Source organism: Segatella asaccharophila (assembly GCF_054687055.1).
Genome location: NZ_BAACAN010000032.1, coordinates 1 through 26938, shown reverse-complemented (window position 1 = coordinate 26938; position 26938 = coordinate 1). Strand labels below are relative to the sequence as shown.

Genomic DNA, 26938 nt, shown 5'->3' with positions numbered 1-26938 from the left:
AAAGAACTCATAGGATTTATTGTTATTGTTGTTCATGGATGCAAAGATACGCTCTTTCTTGCATTCTACAACTTATAACTTCAACCTTTATTTTCTTATAGTCAACACGGATTTATACATGTGCCCCAAAATTTGCAATTGGTATCAACTTTTTCCTTTATAGATTTAATTTTATCGTCCTCTATTTTTTTCAATATTGGAGCTTTTTCCAAATTTGGATAAATTCTATTAAATCCATAGATTGGAAAATATTGGGTGTTCTGTATTTGGAGTTTGTCAATAGCTCTTATCTTATCATCGTCATGATTCTCTATTATGTTAAAATAATCATTGATAAAATCAATAGGATGCATATATTCATAGCTGATAATTCTCTTAGAACCGATAGCAAGAACTTTATCATTATTATTAAGTGATTTGTCATCATCAAATATCCTGACTTTAATACCACTTGTTCCTTCGTATATGTCTGTCACAACATTTCTTATCTTTCGTATATCTATAGCTGACACAGGAAGCTTCAAATTACTTATGACATTATAAATAGCAGCAAAGTCATCTGTACATAACTTATTTACTTTTATATTTCGAGAGCCAATCAAGAGATCAAGCTCTTGTACCTCATGATTACAGGATCCTTGCTCATATTCTACAACCAAAAAATTCTTCCTTATCTTTTCAGATAAGAGTGAATCATAATCAACATATTTGAAGATAGTACTCAACAATCCATTTATATCCTTATCCTGCAAGCGATAACCGATAAAAACTATAGGATTATGAATAAAGAGTGATATTAGCTGAGCACGTATCAGTTCATATTCTTCCTTAAACCTTTGATAATCATCATGTGTTATAATAATTGAGGCTGGTTCGTTGACACTCCCATGTACCTTATAAACAGCACCATAAGGATTACTTAGTAGAATATTATTACCAACGTAAGGTGTGAAATGAATAGTATTTTCTATCAGTTCATCATAGTTGGTAGTTATAATAGAACTGACGTTTTTGGCTGCACAAATAAAAGTTTGATATTCCTTATCTTTATCATCCTTCATTTCTAAATTTGATAAAGTATCGGAAATGTATACTTTTAATCGTGAGACCTTCACTCCACACCTGAGGAAATCATAATATTTTTCATTTAAAGAAGAATATTTGGATTCCTTTGTTTGATCGAGTCTTTCCTCATATAATTGCTCAATGTCCGTTGCTACATCTTCATAATTATATTCATTCCCATTGGTATGATTATTTCTGTATTTAAGAAATTCACGATCACTGCCTGTTAGATACTGTGTTGCCGCAAGTAACAAGTCCGACCAACTATAAGAATGTTTCAAATATCTTTGAGAAAAACCGGAACCCAAGAACAATATAGGATAATTTGTAAAGTTAGTGACAAAATCTTGTATATTCATAATTATCTGGGTAAATTATAATCATTTAATCAATTTATTTTTTAAAGGTTATTATGATTTAATCCTTTGGTCTTTCGCACTAAAAACTCTTATTTTCAATGTGCCCCTATTCTTTTTGCCCCAAGTTTATTTCTATTATTTCTTAGCAGCTAATCAGATTAGGTGATAAGTTGTCGGACGAGAGAAACCGAAACAAGGACGGAGGCAATAATGACTACCTGAGCCATGGTTCAGTAAGATCCATGGTCCAAAGATAGTAAATAAAATGGAAATAAGCAATGGATTGTCGAGTTTTTTATAAAAAACAGAATCAATCAACAGGAATAAGCCTTCTTTTTGATCAATCATAAACCTCAGCCCCATTTCTCAATCAAGAATAGACGGAATGAGGATGAAGGTTGGTAGGCCAAACTGAATCAGACAGAAAAATGAAGTATCTGTCAAAATGAGGAATAACTAAAATACTGAACAAAAATAGACAATTACAACTCCCATCCTCCAATCTTTTTGATGGATTTAGCCGGGACACCAGCGATGATTGAATTGGGTTCACAGTGATTGCCGGAAACCAGGCTGCAAGAGCCCACCACACAATTATCCGGTATGACCGCACCTTTAAGAATAGTCGTCCGACAACCGATCCAAACTTTATTACCCACAGCGATTTCCTTTGCTTCATTCGTCACGTGCCCCTGGTCATCATATATTTTGTGGGTGTCTGAATCCATCACCAAACAATCCCATGAGAATTGAACATCTTTACCAAACCGGATACTTTTATAGCAGTTGATTGCTGAAGAAGCAGAAATGGAAAAATTGTCACCTAAAATCAATTTTGCTCCATGACTGACATGTATCTTTGAACCGTGACCGATATGAGCAGAACCTAAAAAACATAACACGCCCCCGGAAATACTCAATATAGTTTTTGCCCTTGGTTCACAAATCTCGACCCGATGAAATCCTATATGAATCATTGCCGTACAAACGCAAGCATTCGGTATAATAATTGTACCTCCCTTATTGATAGTTATCGCTGTTCCATAATGAATCCATATTGGCAACTTCACTGCCTGATGAACCGGAAGATAACACAGATTGAACCAAAGGGTCTTTGGAACAGACAGAAGGATATCTAAACCTTTTTTAATCACCATACCTTAAATTTTTCTCCTGCCATATACCACAGAAATAGCACATTTCCCACTAAATAACGACGCCACATCCGTCGAGGTTCCTTGACCAGACGATACAACCACTCCAAACCGTGATGCTGCCACCAGAGCGGGGCACGCTTAGCTGTACCGGCAAAGAAATCAAATACAGCCCCAATAGTACCTACATGACAATGAATATTCAGCTCACTCCAATGCGAATATGTCCATTTCTCTTGTTTCGGAGCAGTCATTCCAATCCAAAGAAGATCGGGGTCAGCTGCATTAATCGCATCAATAATTGCCCGATTGTCTTCATCACTGAATTCCGGCTTATAAGGAGGCGAGTACGTCACCACAGTAATGTTAGGATAATCCACAGACGCACGCTTCTTTACCAATGCCAGCACCTTTTCGCTACTTCCCATAAACATGCACTTTCCTCCCTTACGGTTCAGCCGTTCCATCTCAAAGGCAAACAAATCCCAGCCTGCCACACGCTCCTTAGGCTGCGACTCCGCCTTGATCCATCCATATGACTTCACGATACTCATCCCGTCGGGAATCAGCACATCCCCTTTCGACAATGCCTCGGCAAACAACTCGTCCTTCCGTGCCATATTATAGGAATGTGCATTAATCGTGTTGATCAGCAGTTTACCATCCGGCAACGAAGCCAGTTCGGCTTTACTGCCTAAAATTGCCAATGTTTTCAATCTAAACATATCTATTCAAAATTATTTTATTATCTTCGCTGCCATAAATGACGATACATTATGACTTACGACATTCAAACCATCTACTCTCGCTACACCCAACTTTCAAAAAAGGAACGCCGCCAACTCCTTACATCACTTCAACTGCAAGGAATCAATGTTATCAAGATCGAAGCTTATGAATATAAGGAAGCACCCGGCTTCAAGCATCTGTTTTTTTACTTTAAAAACAGGAAGGCTGCTATTCCATATTTCATGTTAGACAAAGAGATCTGGCAGGTGATACAAAAGGAGATCATGAAAGCCACAACCCCTTGAAAGCTTTTTATCTGACTCCAAAGCAAATATGAGTTTAAGCAATTACAGACATTCGGTCAGAATTTCTTTCATCCTGCACTCAAACTTCTCCAAAGTAAATTGCTGAAGGTACTTTTCATATCCGGCATCACCCATTGCCTTACATTCTTCTGGATGCTGAAGGCAATAAGCGATTTTATTAGCTAAAACTTTAGGATTCCTCTTTTCTACAATATATCCGGTTTTACCATCATCAATAATTTCCGGTATTCCTCCCTCATCCGTTGAAATACAAATCAGATGATATTGCATGGCTTCAAGTAACACCAAAGGAAAGCACTCATTAAGATAATAAGATGGAAATACGAAAATGTTGGCATTCCTTAAAAAAGCATCCTTGTCTTTTCCATACTTTTTTCCATGATAACCTGCAAATTTCTCTAAACCTCTTGAATTAATCTCCTGTTTCAGTCTTTTCTCACTAAGATCTTCGGTTGCTCCACCCACAATATCACACATAAAAGTGATGCCTTGATCCTTTAAGATTTTACAAGCGTCCAATAGTACGAATATCCCTTTACTTACTAATAAATTAGAAAGAAAAAGTAAATGAGGTATTCCTGTATACCTCTGCAGAAATGACTTTCCTGCATCTATATCGGGTGTTCCATTCGGGCAAATCCAAACATTCTTCTTTTTTACATATTTACAGACATCCTGATAAAGAACGTCAGCTAACAATATGACTTTAACATGAGAAAAGAAAATTCGATACAGGCAATTATCCAACAGACGATTTTGGCATCTTGCCACACCTTTATTATGATAATGCAAAATGATTTTACAACCCAGACTTTTCAACATCTCCACCACTATAATGTCTTTATAAAATGCTCCTCCACCAGCATTAGGAGTAACATAAACCAAGTTTGGCTGAAAAGCCTTTACAGTTTTTCGGATAGTCCACAACAAACAAAAGAAATCTTTAATTTTTCTTGCACTTAGTCTGCCTATATCCTCTAGATTTCTTGCTGTCGTTAGATTAATATAATGACAGTCAAAAGACTCATTTATCAATCGACTGTCATGGATATACTGCCCCATCATTGCCGCTCCATGAACAGGTGGTGGAAGATGAAGGATAAAAAGAATTCTCAGTTTCATATATTTTCTTTATTTACAGGCATACAATCGCTCGTATGCCTGTTGCATATTCTTTATTGAAAATTTTTCCTTTACATATTGATAGGCCTTTTCTCCCATTTTGATTCTGTCAACAGAAGGCAGGCGGTTAAGGAGAATACACCACTGATCTAAATCATTGTTTTTTACAGCAAGTGGCCAGTCTGAAGGGAAGGTCTCATCCAGTCCTGGACAAGAACCATTTACAAGAATAGGTATCCGGGCCATACTTGCTTCTACACTCATTAGCGACAATCCCTCAAAAAGTGAAGGAATCATAACATAATCGAAAGATGCGAGATAAACAGGGAGATTAAATATCCGGTTATAAAGCCGGGCATTGTGCATATTATTCACGGCATTTTCCACATCATGTTGCATACTCCCTGAACCAACTATATGGAAATAATACCAATCATTATTCTTAAACCTTTTCAAGATCTGTAGGAGTTCGGTTATTCCTTTCTGTTCTTCAAATCTTCCTGCAAACAAGAGATTAAGTTTATCTTTTACAATTTTGGGGAAAGGAATCTGAACTTTCTCTTCCACGCCATTATAGATAACAGGTGAATCTTGATCATAAACATCCAAATAACTTTTTCTAACGGCTTCACTAATGGAAACATTTGCCCCTTTCTCCTGGAAATATCCTTCAACGGCCTTACCTATACTACTCCATTCTGACCATAACTTAGTATTATGGATCGTCCTTATGACCCTCACTCGTTTCCAACCTGGCAACCAACCAAACAAGATATTAAATATATAAAGGCTCAAATCAGGAACTTCTGTATGCGTATGTATAATGGCCGGTCTATATTTTAGATATAGGCATAAGAAATAAATGGGAAACAAAATAATGGAAAGTTTATTGTTTGACCATATTGGAGTATGGCATTTCACACCTTGCTTTTCCATAGATTGTCTGAACGAATGGGCATAATCACTTCTGGCTTTCACTACAGCTACCAAATGATAACTGTAATCATCAGAGGATGATTTACAAATGTTTGCAGCAACGATTTCTGCTCCTCCCAAATCGAAATGGGTGATGATGTGAAAGACTGTCTTCATAATTTCTATTTTTATTACTTCTGAATTTTATTGTGCTTCTCAAGCATATTTTTGTTGATTATTTTTTTGATTATCGGGGCAAAAGTATACTTGTATACGATTCCTATCAAATATGACAACAAAAGTGAAAAAACGAAACATTTCACATGAGCAGACATTCCTTCTTTACCTGTTATCCGAAAAGCAATTATATCAAATGTATTACTGATGAGGTACATATATAAGGATACCGAACTAATACTTTTCAAAACTTTACTCACCATTTTTCCAATATGCATGTAGAGCATCAATATAAAAGCTATTGTTGCATAAATGGCATAGCCCAAACTGTCATGTCCACCCATATAGTAAAGATAGCGATCTGAGGGAAAAAGCTCATTCAGTGTCGGCTCCACAAGAAGCAGCCCAACTACAACCAAAAGAAGTAATCTACAATACATAGTCTTATACCTATCAAAATGACAGCGAAGATAATGGCCAATAACATAGTAAGTCAATGGAAACAATCCGATCCAAAAATCAGGAATGACCACGTGCCCATTTCGGTTAAAGAAATTAGCAGTTAATGACAAAGTAGACAGCACAATCAGCATAATCCTTTCTTCTTTTCCATTAAGATGGTTCAATATAATGTTGAGAAATGGAGTCAGGAAAAATAACCCTAACCACATATCAATATACCAACCATAGCTGGTAAGCTTAAAAGCTAGAAGTTGTTCAATATAATTTCCAGGAGAGAAGCAGAAATGATTAGCCACCAAATAGCAGACTGATCCAAGGATAACATAGGCGATATAAACCTCAATACATCGTTTCCATTTCCCCTTGACAAAATAATCATCTATCGTTTTTTTACTATTCAAATAACCTGTCAACATAAGAAACAAAGGAACCCCAATCATACATATTCCTCGGATAAAACCTTGCAGGAAACTGATATGTCCATCACGGAAGGCATGAACACCGATTACACAAAATATTGCAAAGGTGCGGACAAAGTCCAGATTGGCATTATACCCCATAATTGAAAAATTTGTCCTTGTATTTTCTGTATTATTATAATTCATAATCTTTCCTTAATTCATTATATGTTTGTCCAACTTATCTATAAGCTTATCAGTAGTTATTCTGGTTCCCAACTTACGGGCAAAAGTTTTTCCGCAACGTCCAATTCTTTGTACCTTCTTCCACAAAGTCCCTAATATAAGATCTATAGTAAAGTGTTCAAAAATGGAGATGTCAATAAGTTTAATCTTGTTTTACTAATAATTCTTTGACACAGATTTTTAAAGTCAAACTATTAAGACAATAATAGAAATTACAAGCTTATCAAGACTGAAGGCAATCTTGAAATAATTTATCAGATTTCTTAAGATGTTTCAATTCTTTATGTGCATTTATCTGACAGGCTATTTTCAGAAAGCATAAGTGTTTCTACTAAATTCCCCAGTAGTTCCCTATAACCGTAAATCATGGCATTAGGCTTCAACGACAAGTAGTCTGGCAACGCTGGCAATAACTTGCAGATCTCCTTCATTTTCTGGCAAAGTTCATCTGTATCAGTTGGAGAAAAAACGTCGCCATTAACACCTGGCATCACCAGACATTGGCTTCCGGCTCTGCGGGATACGATGGCCCAACAGCCAGCAAGTAAAGCTTCATTGGTCACAGCACCAAATGATTCTTGATAACTTGCTAATATAAAGGCAGTTGCAACGTTGTACCATTTATACAGATTGTCATCTTCAAGACGACCAGTAAAAATTATATTGTTTGCGGCTTCAGCCTCCTTATGAAGATTACCCTCTTCTTCACCGCTTCCAATTATGACAAGTACGCTATTATTATCATTCAGTTCCTTGAACGCTTGAATAATAGTCTTCACATTCTTCAAAGCAACAAGTCTGCCAACATAGAGAAACACATGTTTGCCTGCAAGACGGTATTTGTTAACAAGTTCTTGACTTTCCGGGATCAACCGTTCATAATTCTTTCTAGCCTTGTCTTCATCACGAATGATAGGAAACCATACTCCTTTATGATAATGGTTTTGATACCAATCCACAACTTTGGGCTCTACAAGGATAAGATTGTCCAGGTATGGTGTCACAACCCTTCTTACTATGCGATGTCTTAAACTATGATCATTATTATTTGCTATCATGTCATAGCTGTCATCACACATACTTACCACCTTATAGTGTTTTCTATGTATCCAACGGTAAAGGAGGGTTATGATAGTATTTACTCCCATTTCTGCTGTCAGAACAACATCAGGATTAGTTTCCTTCAACATGCGGACATACTCAGAGCTTTCTGCTTGATAAATGTTCTTCTTTTTATGGACTAAGTAAACAGGAGAATACTCTAACAACTTATCTATCTTAGACGTGTCTTTGAAAACCTTGAATTTGGTACTAAAACAGATAGTTGCATCAAAAGCATGACTTAAATCATTAAACAAGTCAACTCTATAAGGTGCTATTGTTGAATGGAAAACTAATAGTTTTTTCTTCATAATTTATCAATATTAGACGTTATAAGTTACGCAAAAACACAACCTATCACATTACATTGATTATAATTCAATGAAATTTATAATTTTCTGTTTATATACTTTGTTATAACGAAGAAAGTCAAGTACATTCTTCCGATATCGGCTGTAAACATCTTCATTAATAACTTCCTTTGGCATAAATTCGCTGATATCCTTATATATGAGTCCTAAATTCATATCTTTTACCAATTTGGTGGCATGACTATGATGACCAACAATTGGTACTCCTCTGAATAATGCATCTAGTACAACGCCGCTGCTACGCTCAGCATATGAACCTTGGTAGTTGAGCAGACTGTACTTTGCATTGTCCAGATAATAGTGATAATCATTATCACTGACATAACCAAGATGTAGTTCAATGTTATCAGAATTATCACATACTTGCTTTAATTCTTTTTCTAGCCAATCATACGCTACTCCTCCGGCGATAAGCACTTTATATGGTGTATTGGCCAGATGCCGTGCTGCTTCAAGTACTCCTTTATCAGGCCAAATCATACCAATCATAACAAAATCATATTTCTTATTCGAATAAGATACGTTAGGGATGTCCGATATTTTACCGGCAAAAATATAGTCCGGTATCATGCAATATGGCTTACAAAAAGATTTGCCCACATCTTCATTTGAAGTCAATACTCCCTTGATACGGTGACTTGAGAAAGAATATACAATACGCTTTAATAATGAATTAATAGGATTCTTGTCATATGCAATCACAAAAATATTATTTTTCTTGCATGCGAACAACATGATTCCTATCATAAAAGTTGCTGCTGCTGAGTGTTGCATAACTACAACGTCGTCATTAGTAGCATGTTTATATAGATACCGACAGTTCATTAATGTGTGCCATATTTGTCTCCATTTCGGCTCGCTTGACTTACTGTCGTATGGCAATAGGAAGACTTCGTTCTTTTTAAACTTAGATAGATAGACGGGGCCACCACCAATCTTTACATCGACGACATCACTGAATAATTCAATGTAATTTTCAGCTAACGAAAAATAATGACCTGTAGATTTGCCTTTGTTACTATAGCTCTTCACATCGGCTAATATCAAACGTTTCATACTAAATAGCGTCTTATTTATCTTTTTCACTAACTATTGCAGCATATATAAAAGACCTTCCAATATCATGCTTGTAAATTGTTACAGATATGAAGTACATGCCTTTCATTTCTCCATGGAGTATTGAAAATGGAGTTAAGATTTCTTCATTGAATGGAAAAGATCTACATATTTATTATACTGCAAATTAGAGAACAATTTTGATCTATTAATACAATTCGTACGTGAGTATAAATCTTTATGTTCTACGACATCAATAATCCCATTTCTTAAACCTTCCAAATCTCCTTGCTTAACAACGATACCTGTAGTACCATCGATAGCTTCTGGGCTTCCTCCTGTGTTAAACGTAACTATTGGAGTCCCCGAAGCTAGAGCTTCTATATTAGTGGTTGGGAAATTATCTGCCATCGTAGGATTACAAAAAACAGAAGCATGTTGATATAGTGCTACCAAATCTTCAAAAGTCTTTGTTCGTCCTGTACAAATAACACCTTTATCTTTTAAAGCCTCTTGACTTTCTTGATTGATTCCTCCTACCAATACAATCTGATAACTCTCAGGTAAATTTCCTGCTAATGCTTCAAAAAATCTCAAACCTTTACGTTCTTCCCAATTGATAGCGCAACCTAAAACGATTTCTTTTCCAACTTGTATATTATATTCTCTCAAAAGACTGGCGTCAGTCGTTTTAGAAAAGCCTTCAATATCTACGCCATTATAGATGGTCTTAACTGGAAATTTCCCAAGAAATGATCCCTTTACAAAATTAGCCAACCATTTGGATGGAGTCACAATGGTCAGGCGATTAAGCTTTAAAGAATATTTTTTTCTAATGTTCCAAGTTATATGCGTGTTGTCAATCTTTGATTCACAAATAGGACATTTACCACATCCTATCAACGATCGTTCACAACCTATCTCGTCAAAATAAGGGCATTGGCCTGTAAAGGCTCTGCAGTCATGCATTGTCCATACTACAGGGATGTCTGATCGTCTTATAAATGAAAATAGTAACGGTATATTAAGAAACTTATCATTTATCAGATTAAAGTGTATAACATCAGGTCTGAAATAAAGCAACTTATAAATCAGATCTAATGTATCTGTTATGGAAAATATATCTTGAATCCCTGTAATGCGATATAATCGATTATGAATAAACCAATTGAGGGGATTTCCGAATCGCACCTGGTCTGGCAAAACATTACGTCTATTACGACCACTATTAGGAACAAACAGTCTTACCTCATCGTTTCTTTCAAGTATAGCTTGTCGGATTGATTTGTAATACCTAGGGAAAAAGCCTGCGTTCCCTGAATGTAAAATCGCAATTTTCATTTTAATATCTCTTTAACCTCAACATCGTTATAGTTGAGCCATTTCTTTGATAAACAACATCCTACAAGTAGGAAGAATGCAAGATGATAAAATCTACAACCATTTAAATCACCAATAAAGCTGTTAAAATACCACCCAATAGCTATGACGCCGATTGAACGGACAAACTTATTCTTGCCTTTCCACACAGCATAATATACTGCCAGAAGGATAAGCCCCAAATATACTGCAACGAACGCTATTCCTCCGCGTAGGAGATAGTTAAGAACTGGCACCTCGGAACTTATTCTCCCATATCCTCCTAAGGAATCTTCATCAAAGAAGAAAGAGTAATAATGCGAGAATGCTCCTTTACCTAAGATCCATGAATCTGTTTTGGTTAAATCTGAAGCCATTTCGACATATAAGAAGGTTCTCGTGTCATTAGCCAAATCCTCATTTCCTGTCTCTCCTAACAAATAATTTTGTGCCTCGTTGAAAAAGCCATCTTGATTATCTTGAATGGTATTCAACATAGGTATAAATAATAAAAGGGGTGCAATTGTTACTGCTATAACAAAGGCTTTTATAAAAACAAGTTTTTTTATAACATAAACCAACAAATAGCTTGCTAAGGTAAATCCTAATACAATAAATAACATTCGTGCAGGATTTTCTCCATAAGTTGCGTTTATAATTGCACTAAGAAAAACCAATCCTATCAGAATTTTATACTTTTTGCTCACGTAAGGAAAGAGTGTCCCGACAAATATGGCCAAAGAAGATAGAGGAAAATTAAGGAAGACAGACAGAACAGCTCCTATAGCCATATAATAGTATGTAACTTTTTTAAGCAGTCTCACACTATAAACTTGAGAACCAAGATAAGTAAAAATGGGGGGCATCATTAATAAGGCTGTATATTCGTTACCAAATAGAGTAAACCATTTATTTCCGAAAGCATACATATCTGGTGCTGTATTAATGACGCTTCTAAATATTTGGAATGCAGCCATTATTAGCAGCAAACGTAGAAGCCAATTCGTTTTTATAGAAAAGTCATTATTTTGGAAAAAAACAAATGGCACAGATAAGATGCTCAACCACATACATGCAGAAAAGAAACCTTTTATTGGTCCAGGTGCCATAAAGTACAATCCCCAAAAGGAGGAAATCAGCAGTGTAGCAAAAGCGCATATATATATAGATCTCTTAACTCCATTGAGACTTTTGGCAATAACACGATTCTCGTTCATTGTAAATTCAATTTGAGATAAACACCTTTTACAGTGTTTCTATTATATTCCGTGAAATCATATCTATTTTTATGTTTATAGGGACCCTTAAAAAATCTCCAATATAAATTCCTCGGATATTTAAGCAATTTCGTCCATTTCTTATGGTTCTGTTTTTTGTGATACAGATACAAATTTTTCTTCTTCTGGCTTTGACTGAAAGGAAGATTGCATAAAAGTTTTTTTATTTCTGAACTTCGGTCAATAAAATTTTCTACAATTTCCGTTCCAGGATCTCTTTTTACTGTATAAAGGGATATTGCTGAGATGGGGGTGATTATATCTTGGTTCGCAATATAGACTATTTCATTATCTCGATTATATTTCTTTATTACACCATTTATGTAATTTACATTTCCCAAAATCCATGAAAGTTCTTCAAGGTTGTAAATATACCGAATGAACAAGGTCCTTTCCTTTATGCTGTTATTGAATCTCTTTATTCTCCGCTGATATTTATCTTTTACTCTTTCAATCTGCTTCTCTAATGGTTGATAAGCATTGAAGTCATGGACTAAATGCACACCAAGTTTTGGAATGAAGTAGATCCATGGTTGGTCTGTATGCTGCCATAAATCATCTTCATTGATATAATCAAGAAAATGCTCAACCCCTCTATCCATTAACTCGATTCTATCCTTGAATGAAACATTTGCTTGCCAATCAAAAGGACCGCTACCTGTTCTGAGGCCAATTCTTTCTGTTTCTGAGGCCACGGCACAAGCGAACCCAAGGCTTATAACATGTTTATATTCTTCCATATATTCTAAAATTACATTATCCTTTTGCAATCTATGCTTAGAAAATAACAATTTATTCGTATGATGCCTCCATAAAAGTTTGATTTAGAAATGATTTCTTATAAAGATATTACATTTAATACCCAAAATAACATACTAATTAAGTAGGCTTACGACTTCTGCACCTGAGCCTATATTTTCGCTAATACTACACTTACTTCTATGTTGAGTGTATCACTTAACCTTCATCCATTTTTTATAGCCTTGATCTGGATTTTTCTTAAATCCAGATAACATTGCTTCTATACAACAAATTGTAGCTTTGATGTCTTTCTTATAGAAGAGATAGTAAGGCAAGTGATAAAGGAATATGTCTTTAATAAGACCGACTCCATGATACCTCCGCCTGCTCTTAAGGTTGAAAATCTTCAGCCTTCTTGCCCCCCGTTGTTTGACTATGGAAGTTAGCTGAGTCAGCTGAAAGATATTGATTGAGATCTTTACGTGATATTATCATTCTCGATAAAATTATGAGGTTTTCACTCTTGTTCTTCTATCTGTACTTCATAGGTGCAGCCTCTGTCGTCTGTGACAGTGCATGTTCCGTCGGAATTTACTGTCTCAGACGCAGTGAGGTAACCACCATTAGGAAAATCAATCTGAACAACTTCGTTATTTTCCACTTCAACATCCAAATCATAGCTGTTACTGAAGCCTGTTTCCTGATTATAGTAAGAGACCGTTGCGGAATAAGTACCGTCATCAAGATTATCAAAATCCAATGAGCCGTCATCTTCTGAGTTAGTACCGTCTCCGTCTTCATCGCCATCGAGTGTTGCATCACTGCTGGAACCCATTTTTGTCTCAGTAGAACAGTCTAAATGTTCTTCCTTATCATTGTTATTATCGTCTGAACTTTCATCTGATGAACTATGGCCACAGGATGCTATGACTAACAAGAAGGAAAACAGAACAATTTTGAATGTCAAAAAACTTCTCATGCGTACAATACTACATTACTATATTCCACGTTATGCAATGCAGGGCACCGCCCCAGTTGGCGAGGTCGCGGCAACGGAAAGGGTGGAGGGTACTGGAGGGAAAAGCGTTGCGGACTTGTGATACTGCTTGCGAGTCTTCATCTATGCCGAAAGTGGGGAGGATGATGTGATTGCCGACCTGCAAGAAATTGATGTATGCCCAGTTGTAATCGATATTTGGCGAAGCTACATCGAAGGATAACTCAGTAACACTATGGCCGTTGTCCTCTAACACTTCACGAACCGCATCAGCCTGCTTGGGTGATAACAGAAAATGATAAAAGACCATCGTAATTGCGTTAACTATAATAACAGATATAGAGCTGTTATGTTGTATGTTGCTCATCTTTTTACTTTTGCTATTACTTTCACAACAATGCCCTTTACAATTTCCTTCTCTTTTGTATTAAGTGCTAAGAAGTATATACTTGGGAGATAAAGGAGATAGAATGATATGGTTGTCATGAAGAAATTTAATAGTCTGTTGTCTGAGAAGTATAATATTGCTAATGGAATTGGAATAGATATGAGAACTATCTTAATCATTTGCCATATTACTTTCTTCATATAATCTAATGTATCGAGGTGAATAAGTGTACGAAGATATATGATTCTTACTATTGAGCAAAGTGCGTTTAATGCTACATATACTACAAGAACTGTATAGATAGGGAAACCTAATTTAAGTAAAATATATGATATTGGAATATTCATAATCTTTATAGAACCCATTAGTATTTGATGCACTTTTAAGTAGCCAGTTGCATGCACAGACATCCACAATGGATTTGAAAAAGAATCAAAAATGTTATATCCAACAATCAAACAAAGGAAAGTATCAGCCATCTTTGGAGGATTGACAAGCCATACATCCAAAATAAACCTAATATTTATCATTATAGGAAATGCCACAGAAAAATACAGGAAGAAGGTGAGCTTACTCGTCGAATAAATCAACTTCATAAAATAATCATACTTCTTGGCTGCATAGGACTTAATAATCTGAGGACTGTAGCTTTGGCTAAAATTTGAGATGAAATAGCTTAACTGAGTATTAACCTGGTTTGCAACACCATAAGCAGCATTAGCAGCAACACCATAGAAAAGATTAAAGAAAATACTTATAGACTGGTTGACAGCAATATCAGCAATATTCACGATTAGACTCCAGCCAGAGTAATTCATTAAACTCTTTAATAGTCCTTTATTCCAATACTTGGTATAGTGACATTCTTCAAAGTGATGCTTGCAATATACTACCATCCACAAGAAAATGACAATTGTAACTCCCATCTGCAACAAAGCATACAAGATAAGTTTGTCAGCAGGAAGGACTATAAGCAGATATACAATTACTAACTTTAGAACAGCTTCTATTATGCTTGTTAGAGCATAATAGTTCATGTGTTCATGTGCTATTATTAGAGAATTGAAGGGAGTCCTTATTATACTAAGTGCAAAGTTGAAAAAGGATATTTGAAAAACCCATTGGGCAGCCTCCATTCGACCATCAGGGATATGTAGCTTATTTCCAATAAACCATACACCAACAATTTCCGACAGCAGCATAATAATCCCTGCGAGTATGAGTTCTGTATTCATACTCATGGAGAATATCCTTTGTAGATTAGCTGTATTGCCTGCACCCAAGTCGTATGTTATGAATCTTGATGTAGCATTGTTAAGAGCTGTTTGTAGGAATGTGAACATCACTACAATGGTACCAACAAGATTGTAGATACCAAAGTCATTCACGCCAAGTACTCGAAGTACCTCGCGTGAAGTAAATAGCCCCACACCTACGACCACAAGCATTCGTATGAACATGAAGCCCGTGTTTTTGGCTACTCTTTCTGAATTTTGGTTAGGCATTTATATTTAGAATGAGATTAGTCAGCAATGTATGTAATGTTCTTCTCTTCAGGAAGATGCAACTTCTTTACATTTCTTATTGTCCAGCGCTTAGATAAATCTTGGAAATAAAGGTAGTGATGTGAAACTCTCTGCTCAATAGGAGGTGGTGTCTGCCAATCCTTATATTGTTGTCGTAAATAGAAGTCATAATTAGCAGGTACTACAATTTTTATATTCTCAAACGGGACTTCTATTAAGTTTTCCAATAATGATTTAGGGAAAGTCTCTCTATCGAAAGATGATCCCCATCCATAATAGGCTAATTTGTCTCCTTTCTGTTCCTTTATCTTTTGTTCTAAGCTTTGTGACAATTTAAGGTAATGTTTTTTTCTGAACTTTCTTATCATGGCATTGAAAAAGAATGATAACGTTTGATGAATACTATGATTCTTGATAGCTTTAATAAGATCTTTAAACCGCCAATCCCTTATAGAAAGATAATAATGGAAAATGGCCTTTTTATATTTAGTTGACAAGATGTTGGCAATATCCTTATTACCAACTTCATCCAATGGGAAAATATCAACGAACACGCCAAAGATACATGGCATTGATTCTCGTTCCCATATGGTTGTATTAGCATCACAGAACTTAAGAAAGGATGTTGTGTAAATACCTGTATCTACACTGGAGTCACCAAACTTAAATAATTCATATCCAGTACCTTGGAGTTTTTCTCGTAGAGCTATAACTTTCTCATAGTCTTTGCGAGGCATACAGACATCAATGTCGTCATCCCAAGGGATGAAGCCTTTATGTCGAATTGCTCCCAAGCAGGTCCCATAAGCGCCAAAATAGGTGAGATGATACTTTTTACAGAAGTCTATGAATGCTTGGAGGGTTTTCAAAAGAATCTTCTTCTTTTTTATATCTTCTTTATTATTATATTGATCCATATTATTTTGAATGATTTATGTTGCTGTTAGATAATACTTTAAAATATTCCTTATTTTCGGGCACGCGTTTTGTAAAAAATATAAAGAGAATTTAATATAAGACGGGTAGTATACAGTGATATAAACACTGTAATTGCCATCTTAAGATATAAATATCCAGTATTTTTAATTACTCTGTTAGCAGTTTCTGCCATATTATTACTTTTTATGGTATTTGCCTAACAAAAGGGGTGCGTATCTGATAGCCAAACGAATTAAAGGATAACATATAATCATGACCAAAAGACTTCTCAGGAAACTACTACTTGGAAATCCCATGTGATTGACTAGCATGTTATATGTCTGAATAATCATACTATGCATACCGAGAATAAGCAAAGTTCCAACAGAAAAGGTCTCTGCAATCTTGGAGCACTTAAATTTAGATAATATGTTGAAGAATAGAATTGAAGCTATAATTGCATTTACAAATGTATATGAATAATTTATTCCGAAATGCTCTGAGAAAATGTCAACATCAGAATTTAATAAAGTCATTGATACATAAATTACAAGTAATATGGCTAGTTGCCAATTCTTCAAGTTCAACCACTCTTTCTTTTCTTCCTTGAGATAAATTCCAAACATCATAAATGGAAAGCATGGTAATACCTTATAAATATAGAGGTCATCTATTGGATGAATATATTTAATAAAGAGCGGTTCAAATGAGCAATATAGAAACAACAATAAACCTATTGTTTTATATTTATTTCTAATAAATGTCAGTTTTTTTATATCTCCCAAAAGTAGCCTCATGAAAAACAAAGCCTCTATGAACCATAATCCTGTAAACAATGTGATGTTATCTCCATAGTTGCGTTCGAACATGGGGGGGGCAATCTTGTTGATTAGCTCAAAACATCCATATGGTTCTCCTTTAAGATACATCCTACTAACCTCGTAAATGAGATAAAATAAAGAAAAGAAGATTACAGGTACACCAAAAGAAATAAGAGTTCTTTTCCAATTATGCGGTTTATACAAATAACCGCTGATTATGAAGAAAGCAGGCATATGGAATGCATAAACAAATTGATGTCCAACTCCAGAGAGTCCTGCATGCCCCCATACCATCATCCAAATGAGCAAGAATTTAGCCCAATCTATCCATGTCAGGCGTTTGCTATCCGTCATAATCAATCTACTATATAATTTATGGCCTTTTCCTCTGGCAGGTCAAGCTTCTCAACATCTTTAAGTTTCCATCGTTTATCTAAATCTTGAAAATATAGATAATGGTGTTTTATTCTCTGTTCTGGTGGTGGTGGAGTCCTCCAATCTTTATAAAGTTGAGTCAAGTATACATCATATTCTGCTGGTACATTTATTTCAATATCCTCAAACGGAACCTTTATGAGATTTGTTGTTAATGATTTCGGGAAAGTTTCTCTTTCAAGGCTAAATCCCAATCCATAATAGGCAACGTTCTCACCTTTTAGTTCCTTAATCTCGTTTTCGAGCTTATTTGCCAGATTAAAGTAGTGTCTTTTCCGATGAGTCCTAACAAGAACATTAAAGAGGAAAGTAATGGAAGAACGAAATTTGTGACTCGTTATGTTTTTGTAAAGGTCTTTTATAGACCATTTATGCATTGCAAGATAATAATGCCACAGAGCACCGTCATATTGTTCACATAGTTTCTTCCCATTTCCTTCATTGTCAACAGCATCAAGTGGGAAAATGTCTACAAAAACTCCAAAAATGCATGGCATTGATTTCTTTTCCTAGATTGTTGCATTTGCATCACAGAATTTTAAGAAAGAAGTAGTGTATGTACCTGTGTCTGAACTTTCATCTCCAAACTTGAAGATTTCGTAGCCACTTCCTTTTAGTTCTCCACGCAATGCAATTACTTTTTCGTAATCTTCACGCGGCATACATACGTCTATATCGTCATCCCAAGGGATGAAACCTTTATGGCGAATAGCTCCAAGGCATGTACCACATTCTCCGTAATACTGAAGATTATTTTCTTCACAGAATGCTATAAATGCCTTGAAAGTTTGAAGAAGTTTAACTCTGACTTCTTCTGGTATACCGTGTTTATTGTTCATCTTCCCTTATTTAATTCTTTAATAATGTCAATTCCCCACTCATACACCTTTATCTGTATATGCACATTGTAAAAAATACGGGTCTTCGAATTCATCATGCAAAGAAATCAACTTATTATAATCATCTCTCATCATGATCATATCAATATCATCGTCCCAAGGAATAAACCCACTTATCTCTAACTGCACCTATTAAAGTACCACTATCAGCCCAAATCTTTAAGTTATGACTATTACAAACCGCCAATAACTTTTCTACAAGTTTCAACTGAATATACCATATCTTTTTTGTTTCATGCGTCACATAAAACCCTTTACGATCTTCCGCTTTCAAATTCATACACTTATATTTTGATTACTCTTCCTTTATCAAATTTTTCGACCAAAGAAACAATCTCTCTTGAAACCTCTCGACTCACATAAAAATCATCATGCCCCTCTTTGACCGCTTTAACAAAAGAAACTAGTTCGTATCGAATACCCTCACCCTCTAACTGGTAAAAATAACGCTTATTCTGATTAGTATTTTCAAATCTCACTTCAAAATAATCTGTTTTCCACCATGGGGCTGGTACATAAATATAGCCTTTTGTTCCAGATATTATAAGTTCACCTTCAGATTTTACACCCTGTCCAACTTTAATTGAAGCCACTGCATGTGGATAAACAAATGTAATTTTTGTAAATCCATCAAACAGAGATGAAGTATCAATAAAATGACTTATAATGTCTGCTTTATAATCTTCGGTACCCAATAATTGAAGTATTGGCATCAATGCTGTTGGACCCCACGCACAAATTGAGTTCCATTTCTTCGCATAATTAGCTTTATCGCCTTCTTCTTTAAGTTCTTTTTGACTAGTACAAGTCGAATCTATTGAGAAAATATCACCAATAATACCACTTTTTGCTAATAATAACAGTCGAAAATAAGCCACAGAATAAGCAGTTTTAATAGAATCCATCAAAACACATCTATTGGCTTTAGCTATCGTTTTAAGTTTTTCAAACTGAGATACCTTATTTGTTATAGGAGATTCGCAAAGAACATGCTTTCCCATTGAAAGAGCTTTTTTAATTTGTTCATAATGCTTATTCGGTAAAGAAGCAACATAAACGGCATCTGAATTTTGCAATAACTGTTTATAATCTCGAAAAAAAACTATCTTCTGATCCTTATCTTTCAAACTATTATGTTCATCACTACAAACTCCACTTATAGTCAAGCCATTAACAAACTTACTCTCTGAAATAAACTTATTAATTACTGAAAAATAATTTCCAATCAATCCTATTCGTAAGTCTCTTCTTTCAGAGCGAATCCCAGAAGAAGAAACCCCTGCAGTTCTTTCCAAATAAACAACTTTACAATATTCATTTAAATAATCAAAATGTCTCTTCCAATCACTTCCTATTGCAAAGATATCAACACCCATGCGTTTGATATCATCTATCTTTTGACCCTCGTATTCTTCCACAATGATTTCATCTGCTAAACCTGTCGCTCGAATAGCCTCCACCCTTTCCATAAAAGACTGTTGGACATTGATTTTCCCACGAGCCTTATCGAAATCATCACTCGTCACACCGACTATCAAATAGTCTCCTAAAGCCTTGGCACGCTTCAAAAGATTAATATGTCCATAATGTAATAGGTCGAAAGTACCATAAGTAATAACTTTAACCATATGCATTATTCATCAAGTTTTAATAACGCATCCATGAATTGTTGCATATATTTCTTTTCACCAATTGTAACACGAAGACAAGTACCAAAATCACCCACGTTAGAATACGACTTAATAAGAATTTTCTTTTCGACTTTCATCCTTGTAACGATAGTTGGAGCATCTGTCTTAGTCTTTATGAATAAGAAATTTCCAGCTACTCCTTTATGCTGATATCCGTTTTCATCCAAAACATTCAATAGATATTTTCTACCCTCATTAAATTTAGAAATAAGAGAATCTAACATTGTTGGAGATGTAAGTATGGCTTCCGCAAATTTCATAGCAAATGCATTCGTATTATGAGGTGTACAAAGTTTCTGAACTAACATTATTCCCTCAGGCCATCCAACTACATAACCCAAACGACAACCAGCCATAGAAAACAGCTTGGAGAATGTACGTGTTATGAATATATGCTCATCCTCTAAAGCATATTTAATAAAAGTACCTTTATAAAAATAATGATAAGCTTCATCAACGAGAACGGTAATCCGTTTTTCTTTAGCAATCTTCAAAATTTTATCAAACTCTTCTTCTGAATATACATTACCCATTGGGTTATTTGGATTCAAGAGTATTAACAATTGAGTATCATCAGTCATCTCCTTGATAATATTATTGATATCCATTGATAGATCATTATTATAATGAACCTTGATAAAGTTACGCTTATACATCTCGGAATATACTTGAAACATGAAATATGAAGGAACAACTCCTACAATTCTTCCATTCTCAGAAGTAAAAGCCTGAATGATATAACGAATACCCTCAGAAGAGCCATTTACAAGACATAAATGTTTAATATCCGTATGAAGATAACTAGCTAATACACCTAAAAAATGGAGAGTTTCAGGATATTGTGCAACAAACCCTGGAGTTATATTAGACAACACTTTATCTATAAATTCTTGTGGAAGCCCACCAGGATTTTCATTCAAATCTAAACGCAGATAGCCCTTTCTTTCATTTTGATCAAAAATTCGGATCAAATCTTTTAATATAGGATTTGTATAATACATAATTATTTATTTATAAATTTCAGTTTTAAATTCAAATTTATCTAGTGATTCTATTCAATACTGAACAGCCTTTAGTTCGTGCCCAATTTATGTCTATACAGCATCAACAGGGCACTTCCAAGTGTCCCTAATTTTAAGTTCCGAATAAAATTTGAGAGATTTTAATCTATGGTCAGTTGGCCGGGTATCATTTCATGGAAGTCACGGCAGCCTTCATCAAATTTTCTAAAGAAGGCCTGGAAGTACTTCTATACTTCTATGCCCATCATACGACAGGTCACCGAGCACTCGATGCCATACATTTTTCTTTATTCAGGCATCTGTGCACGCAGATAGACCTTCTTCACATAGTTGCGGTCATGCTCTACCATGAGTTTCACGAGTTCCCTGAAAGTGGTCTGACGAGGATTCCAGCCCAGAACACGTTTAGCCTTTGACGGATCACCGAGGAGCTGGTCTACCTCGGCCGGACGGAAATAACGGGGATCGACTTCCACGAGCACACGGCCTGTAGACTGGTCTATTCCTTTTTCGTCCATTCCCTCTCCCTTCCATTCGAGTTCGATGCCGGCTTCATGAAAGGCCAAAGTGCAGAACTCACGGACAGTATGCATCTCACCTGTCGCAATGACGAAATCATCCGGTTCTGGCTGCTGAAGGATCATCCACATACACTTTACATAATCCTTGGCATATCCCCAGTCACGGCGTGATCCCAGATTACCCAGATAGAGTTTGTCCTGATAACCTTCAGCGATACGGCAGGCAGCGAGGGTGATCTTCCTCGTAACGAAATTCTCTCCGCGACGCTCACTTTCATGATTGAAAAGGATACCGTTGCAGCAGAACATGCCATAGCTCTCCCGGTAGTTCTGCATAATCCAATAACCGTAAAGTTTGGCTACGGAATAAGGAGAACGGGGATGGAATGGTGTCGTCTCTTTCTGCGGGACCTCGGCGACCTTTCCGAAAAGCTCGGAGGTACTGGCCTGATAAATCTTGCAGGAATGGGCCAGCCCGCAGATGCGGACAGCTTCAAGCAAGCGGAGCACTCCGACCGCAACGACGTCTGCCGTATACTCAGGCACATCAAAGCTTACTTTCACATGGCTCTGGGCAGCAAGGTTATAGATTTCCGTAGGCTGGACCTCCGAGATAATGCGGATCAGGGATGAGGAATCCGTCATGTCTCCCCAATGGAGATTGACCAGGCGTTTCTTCTTCGAATCCCTCATCCATTCATCCAGATAAAGGTGCTCTATCCTACCCGTATTGAATGATGAAGAGCGGCGGAGTATTCCGTGAACTTCATAACCTTTATTAATCAAAAATTCTGCCAGATATGATCCGTCCTGACCCGTAATACCCGTAATGAGGGCTACTTTCCTTTCCATATTAAAATTCAAGTTTATTAGTTACTTTCCAAATTCTTTAATCCTTTGCTCTTCATTCAATGAACAAACGAGCAACTGACCGTGCTTCTCTGCTACAATATAACCGTTGAGGCCTTGGACTACAACTTTACTTTCATCCCCTGTATGTACTATACAGTTTTGACACTCGTACATACGAATATTCTTTCCAACTTTGGCGTTGCCGTCCTTATCCTGAGGAAGCAAAGTACGAAGGGATCCCCAACTGCCCAAGTCGCTCCAGCCGAACTCTCCGGAGATCATATAGATTTCTCTGGATTTTTCCATCACGGCATAGTCAATGCTGATTTTTTCGCATGTCGGGAACAACTTACTGACTACTTCCTGCTCTTGAGAAGTATAGAAAGATTGGGCCATTTTGTCCATAATGCCTGCCAGCATAGGCTGGAAGGTCCGAATGGCTTTGATGATGGTATTGATGTTCCAAACAAAGATACCCGCATTCCAATAATAGTTACCAGCCGCGAGATACCTCTCGGCTGTTTCTGAATCCGGTTTTTCTTTGAAGTCCTTGACCTTGAAGATTTCATCCACTGATGTCGGTCCTGCGGTGGCAATATAACCATAACCGGTTTCCGGACGGCTGGGCTTGATACCGATGGTAACAATTGCCTCCTTATCGGCCGTATAATCCAAGGCCCTGTTTATCACGCGTTGATATTCAGTAGTGTGAATAACAAGTGCATCCGAAGGTGTCACTACAATATTGGCATTCGGATGCTGCTTATGAATTTTCCAACAGGCATAAGCGATACAGGGTGCCGTATTACGAGGTTCAGGTTCCGCAAGTATGTTGTCTACAGGTATTTCCGGAATCTGATCCTTCACTATGCCTATATATTTCTTATTCGTCACCACCCACATATTCTTTATCGGGCAGACAGGTTTCAACCGATCCACTGTAAGTTGGATAAGTGACCGGCCGACTCCCATTACATCTATGAATTGCTTAGGAAAATCGGGAGTGGACATCGGCCAGAATCGACTGCCTATACCGCCTGCCAGTAAACGTCTATTATTCCATGAGCTATCTGGAAGCGCCCTGTTTATGGACGTCCCCAGACTTTACTCATAAATGTTAAACTTTCGTTATTAACAAACTTTTGCGTAATAACAGGGCAAAAGTGTTTGATTTGAGATATTCTCGTCTGCAAACTTCACCAGAAGATCCTTGATGTAAACTACCGGTGAGATTGCATTCATTGCGCAGCTTTCAACAACAGAGAACATAAAAGCTACGTTCTTTGCTGAACGCTCGCTGCCGATGTTCAAACAGTTCTTCAATGTTCGTTTGAAGTGGCGCATCATCTGCTCGGCTAGGTTGTTGCTGAGTTCCAGGCCTCCATTCTCCAGCACCATCTCCATGGCGCTCCATTCCCTCCGGGCATATTTCAGCGCCTTCGTGAACAGTTCTCCACATCCCGCATAACCGGAAGAAAAGTATTCTTCCAGTTTCTTCTTTATCCTGTCCATCATGGATACGGAGTGCTTCTTCCGATAGTTAAGTCTGTCTTCCGGAGAGAGATTGAGCTTCCTGCACTCATACTCAACTCCGAACAGTTTTCCAAACTCTTCTATGAACCACATCGAGCCTTCATGATTCTCTATAAGGCTGTCTATAAAATTTCGTCTTATGTGAGTGAGACATGCACTCCGTCTCTGATTAGGATGGTCATCCTTGTCATAGATCTTATAAACGATGTATCCGTCGGAGGTAAAGAAACCGACGAACTCATCGAGTATCGGTCGGAGAACCTTTGCCGCACGGCTTCCGTGCTCATAGATGAACCAGACCATCTTCTTCAGGTTTGCCTTGAAACCCCAGAAGTAACGGTTCTTATATTCCCGTTTACCTGTTTCCTCATTATCGATTCCGACCATGCCTGTGGTTTCGTCTATCATAAGGTTTTCCGTATTAAACGTGGTCGATTTCCACATTTCAGACATAGCCCTGCGGATCTTCTCGATAACCTTATTTACCACACTGCCGATGGTCTTTACACTTACAGTGCAGCCCTTATGGGAAAGCATGCCGGCTACCTCGTTCAGTGAGTTGTTGTAACAGAACTTCTGTGTCAGGATGAAGGACAGCATCTCTGTATCAAAGCGGCTTACGCCAAGATAATAGGGATTTTCCATCGTGTTACAGGTCACGCTTCCACCATCAGGACCGGGCATGATAACCTTTGCCACTTCATAGAAATCCTCCTCGTAATGCTCCGGTATACGATGGACCACATGGTACCACCAGGTGTCGGCATGACCCCTGCGCTGCACGTAACGCCCTCCATCAGGCAGGGTGTAGTAATCACTCAGGTAGTGATAACGGGGGTTGGCCGTATAGGGCTTGTTCTTGGTATAGTCAATACGCGGTTCGTGGTGTTCCTGCGTGCGGTGATATGCAGTCCTTACATCAACCGTACGGCCTTCGGCTTCACCGGTGGTGCTTTCACCGTCATAGCCGGCCTTTTCCTCTGCACGGGTGATTTCATTTCTGTTGTTCAGAAGGCGCTGCTGCTCTGCCGAGCGGACGAAACGCCTGGAATGCTCGAACTTCTTCAGGGCCTTCAAGGCCTTGAGATCCTCTCCCGCCTTTTCGAGCCGGGCCTGAAGATAGGTTATCTGCCCGCGAAGCTTCATGAGGTCGTCATGGTCGTCATCGTCTTCTTTCTTTGATGATTTGTCTTTATTCTCTATAGCCTTCAGCAGCCGTTCGTACTTAGCGTCCTGCTCTGCCTTCTCTATCCGGTATTTCTTTTCCTGCTCTGCCAGCTCCAGGCGATGTTTTTCTTCCCGGGCTTTTAGCTGTCCGGCATACTCTGCCTTAATCTCAGTGGTCTGCTTCTCAAAGAACTCCTTCTGACGTTCCTGTACGGCCAGATCCTCTTTATGCTGCTCGGTATAAAACGCTTTCAGTTGAGACACGATGGTATCCGGAGAGGACTTTTGCAATGCTGCAAGTTCCTCTTCCAACTGGCTGATTCTGATGTTGGCCATCTGTAGCTTTTCCATCGTGTTCATGCTCACAAAGATACGAAAAAATATTGATATTAACAAATAATATTACGCTTAATTAGCTACATATCAATACTTTACACTTCTACTATCCTTGCTCCCGCATCCTCATTTTAGTATATGAAACGCTCTCTGTGAAGCGAACGAAATCGCTCCAGCAAATTTTATAACAAGACTTCTCTTCCTGGAATACAGGCAAAAAGAATTTCCCGGCATCCAGACGGATTTTCAGCAGTTCAAACCTGCCCAGGCCTCGATAGAGGATTTTCATCATGGTCAGTTTCTTTGACAGGAAGATGTACACGTTGTTCATCGTACGGGGATCCATCTTCATTTCCTCATTGACAAATCCTGAAAGGCCGTTTATGTCCTTGCGCATGTCCACCGGCTCCGGATAGATGTAATAGTCCTGCTCTGAAGTGAAGGATATCATATCAGCCTCCAATCTTTTGCAGCATCGTACAGACATCCTCGATACTACAGTTGAACATGCGGAAAAAAGTCCCGTTATCAAGCCTGACACTGAAACGCTGTATTTTTTGATCTGACTTAATAGTTGGCTGACCGCCACCGGGCAGGGACTCGTCCGGAACCACCTCAAGCCTGACCGGACTGCTGTCTGTCTTTGGCCGGGTGTATCTGTCCCAGAAATGTTTTCTATAGTAGCGATTGACATTTGAATAGTTGTAATCGTTTTCCTCGCAGAACCGTTTCATTGAACCACTGCCTCCATACATTCTATATTCCCTGATGATGGCCGCATAGTCCGGTTTGTTTCTTTTTTCTTCCATTGTGTGATAAAATATAATTTCACACACAAAGGTATAACTTACCCGTTGGCGGAATTAAATTTCAAGAATAAACATGTCTAAAAAGTTGCACATATCGCTGATTTTTAGTAACTTAGAGTGTTCAAAAATCTTTAAGCTATTTAATCATTGTATGTGCAACCTGTA

26 protein-coding genes and 1 pseudogene are annotated in these 26938 nt (G+C 37.3%); 1 reads left to right on the top strand and 26 read right to left on the bottom strand.

Going from position 1 to position 26938, the window contains the following annotated elements; all coding sequences use genetic code 11:
• Positions 1–101 precede the first annotated feature (101 nt).
• The 3 genes from ACYRYG_RS12430 to ACYRYG_RS12420 form a co-directional block, all read right to left on the bottom strand.
• Positions 102–1424 (bottom strand): SIR2 family NAD-dependent protein deacylase, encoded by a 1323-nt coding sequence (locus ACYRYG_RS12430; RefSeq protein ID WP_460198341.1) that lies wholly within the window; start codon positions 1422–1424, stop codon positions 102–104.
• Positions 1425–1906: 482 nt separating this feature from the next.
• Entirely contained in the window at positions 1907–2581 is a 675-nt protein-coding gene (locus ACYRYG_RS12425; RefSeq protein WP_460198339.1) for an acyltransferase, read from the bottom strand.
• Positions 2575–3303: a WecB/TagA/CpsF family glycosyltransferase gene (locus ACYRYG_RS12420; RefSeq protein WP_460198338.1), complete on the bottom strand. Its 729-nt coding sequence runs from the start codon at positions 3301–3303 to the stop codon at positions 2575–2577. The genes ACYRYG_RS12425 and ACYRYG_RS12420 overlap by 7 nt, the downstream gene beginning before the upstream one ends.
• Before the next feature lie 51 nt (positions 3304–3354).
• Here ACYRYG_RS12420 and ACYRYG_RS12415 point away from each other — a divergent pair, with 51 nt between their 5' ends.
• Positions 3355–3612: a hypothetical protein gene (locus ACYRYG_RS12415; RefSeq protein WP_460198337.1), complete on the top strand. Its 258-nt coding sequence runs from the start codon at positions 3355–3357 to the stop codon at positions 3610–3612.
• A gap of 42 nt (positions 3613–3654) precedes the next feature.
• On the opposite strand, the gene ACYRYG_RS12410 is transcribed toward ACYRYG_RS12415, so the two are convergent.
• The 23 genes and pseudogenes from ACYRYG_RS12410 to ACYRYG_RS12300 form a co-directional block, all read right to left on the bottom strand.
• Complete coding sequence (locus ACYRYG_RS12410) at positions 3655–4755, bottom strand: glycosyltransferase (RefSeq protein ID WP_460198335.1); 1101 nt, start codon at positions 4753–4755, stop codon at positions 3655–3657.
• A gap of 9 nt (positions 4756–4764) precedes the next feature.
• Positions 4765–5847 (bottom strand): glycosyltransferase, encoded by a 1083-nt coding sequence (locus ACYRYG_RS12405; RefSeq protein ID WP_460198333.1) that lies wholly within the window; start codon positions 5845–5847, stop codon positions 4765–4767.
• A 14-nt stretch (positions 5848–5861) separates the two neighbouring features.
• The gene (locus tag ACYRYG_RS12400; RefSeq protein ID WP_460198332.1) at positions 5862–6914 is read right to left on the bottom strand and encodes an acyltransferase; all 1053 of its coding nucleotides are present in this window, start codon (positions 6912–6914) and stop codon (positions 5862–5864) included.
• A 320-nt stretch (positions 6915–7234) separates the two neighbouring features.
• Positions 7235–8365 (bottom strand): glycosyltransferase, encoded by a 1131-nt coding sequence (locus tag ACYRYG_RS12395; RefSeq protein ID WP_460198331.1) that lies wholly within the window; start codon positions 8363–8365, stop codon positions 7235–7237.
• A 60-nt stretch (positions 8366–8425) separates the two neighbouring features.
• Positions 8426–9481, bottom strand: a complete 1056-nt coding sequence (locus ACYRYG_RS12390; RefSeq protein ID WP_460198329.1) for a glycosyltransferase — start codon at positions 9479–9481, stop codon at positions 8426–8428.
• A gap of 135 nt (positions 9482–9616) precedes the next feature.
• A complete protein-coding gene (locus ACYRYG_RS12385; protein WP_460198328.1) occupies positions 9617–10822 on the bottom strand; it encodes a glycosyltransferase in 1206 nt (401 codons plus the stop codon).
• Entirely contained in the window at positions 10819–12057 is a 1239-nt protein-coding gene (locus ACYRYG_RS12380) for a hypothetical protein (protein WP_460198327.1), read from the bottom strand. Before ACYRYG_RS12380 ends, ACYRYG_RS12385 begins: the two co-directional genes overlap by 4 nt.
• The gene (locus ACYRYG_RS12375) at positions 12054–12857 is read right to left on the bottom strand and encodes a DUF1796 family putative cysteine peptidase (RefSeq protein ID WP_460198326.1); all 804 of its coding nucleotides are present in this window, start codon (positions 12855–12857) and stop codon (positions 12054–12056) included. Before ACYRYG_RS12375 ends, ACYRYG_RS12380 begins: the two co-directional genes overlap by 4 nt.
• Before the next feature lie 518 nt (positions 12858–13375).
• A complete protein-coding gene (locus ACYRYG_RS12370) occupies positions 13376–13693 on the bottom strand; it encodes a hypothetical protein (RefSeq protein ID WP_460198325.1) in 318 nt (105 codons plus the stop codon).
• 154 nt (positions 13694–13847) lie between these two features.
• Positions 13848–14111 carry an agmatine deiminase family protein gene (locus tag ACYRYG_RS12365; RefSeq protein WP_460198324.1) on the bottom strand — a complete coding sequence of 88 codons (264 nt, stop codon included), beginning with the start codon at positions 14109–14111 and terminating at the stop codon, positions 13848–13850.
• A 107-nt stretch (positions 14112–14218) separates the two neighbouring features.
• Complete coding sequence (locus ACYRYG_RS12360; protein WP_460198322.1) at positions 14219–15748, bottom strand: lipopolysaccharide biosynthesis protein; 1530 nt, start codon at positions 15746–15748, stop codon at positions 14219–14221.
• A 17-nt stretch (positions 15749–15765) separates the two neighbouring features.
• On the bottom strand, positions 15766–16686 hold the full coding sequence (locus tag ACYRYG_RS12355) for a LicD family protein (RefSeq protein WP_460198321.1): 921 nt from the start codon (positions 16684–16686) through the stop codon (positions 15766–15768).
• 198 nt (positions 16687–16884) lie between these two features.
• Complete coding sequence (locus tag ACYRYG_RS12350) at positions 16885–17862, bottom strand: acyltransferase family protein (protein ID WP_460198319.1); 978 nt, start codon at positions 17860–17862, stop codon at positions 16885–16887.
• A 2-nt stretch (positions 17863–17864) separates the two neighbouring features.
• Positions 17865–18671 (bottom strand): annotated as a pseudogene (locus ACYRYG_RS12345) (LicD family protein); the annotation flags it as partial.
• A gap of 150 nt (positions 18672–18821) precedes the next feature.
• On the bottom strand, positions 18822–18914 hold the full coding sequence (locus ACYRYG_RS12340; RefSeq protein ID WP_460198318.1) for a hypothetical protein: 93 nt from the start codon (positions 18912–18914) through the stop codon (positions 18822–18824).
• Between the two features lie 16 nt (positions 18915–18930).
• On the bottom strand, positions 18931–19122 hold the full coding sequence (locus ACYRYG_RS12335; protein WP_460198317.1) for a hypothetical protein: 192 nt from the start codon (positions 19120–19122) through the stop codon (positions 18931–18933).
• 4 nt (positions 19123–19126) lie between these two features.
• Positions 19127–20470 (bottom strand): adenylyltransferase/cytidyltransferase family protein, encoded by a 1344-nt coding sequence (locus ACYRYG_RS12330; protein WP_460198344.1) that lies wholly within the window; start codon positions 20468–20470, stop codon positions 19127–19129.
• Between the two features lie 5 nt (positions 20471–20475).
• Positions 20476–21534 (bottom strand): pyridoxal phosphate-dependent aminotransferase, encoded by a 1059-nt coding sequence (locus ACYRYG_RS12325; protein ID WP_460198316.1) that lies wholly within the window; start codon positions 21532–21534, stop codon positions 20476–20478.
• A gap of 308 nt (positions 21535–21842) precedes the next feature.
• Positions 21843–22928 (bottom strand): GDP-mannose 4,6-dehydratase, encoded by a 1086-nt coding sequence (gmd, locus tag ACYRYG_RS12320; protein WP_460198315.1) that lies wholly within the window; start codon positions 22926–22928, stop codon positions 21843–21845.
• A 21-nt stretch (positions 22929–22949) separates the two neighbouring features.
• Positions 22950–24017, bottom strand: coding sequence for a mannose-1-phosphate guanylyltransferase (locus ACYRYG_RS12315; protein ID WP_460198342.1), 1068 nt, complete (start codon positions 24015–24017; stop codon positions 22950–22952).
• Between the two features lie 42 nt (positions 24018–24059).
• Positions 24060–25979, bottom strand: coding sequence for an IS66 family transposase (gene tnpC / locus ACYRYG_RS12310; protein ID WP_460198313.1), 1920 nt, complete (start codon positions 25977–25979; stop codon positions 24060–24062).
• 91 nt (positions 25980–26070) lie between these two features.
• Complete coding sequence (gene tnpB, locus ACYRYG_RS12305; protein ID WP_460198311.1) at positions 26071–26415, bottom strand: IS66 family insertion sequence element accessory protein TnpB; 345 nt, start codon at positions 26413–26415, stop codon at positions 26071–26073.
• A gap of 1 nt (position 26416) precedes the next feature.
• Positions 26417–26773 carry a hypothetical protein gene (locus ACYRYG_RS12300; RefSeq protein ID WP_298673880.1) on the bottom strand — a complete coding sequence of 119 codons (357 nt, stop codon included), beginning with the start codon at positions 26771–26773 and terminating at the stop codon, positions 26417–26419.
• Positions 26774–26938 lie beyond the last annotated feature (165 nt).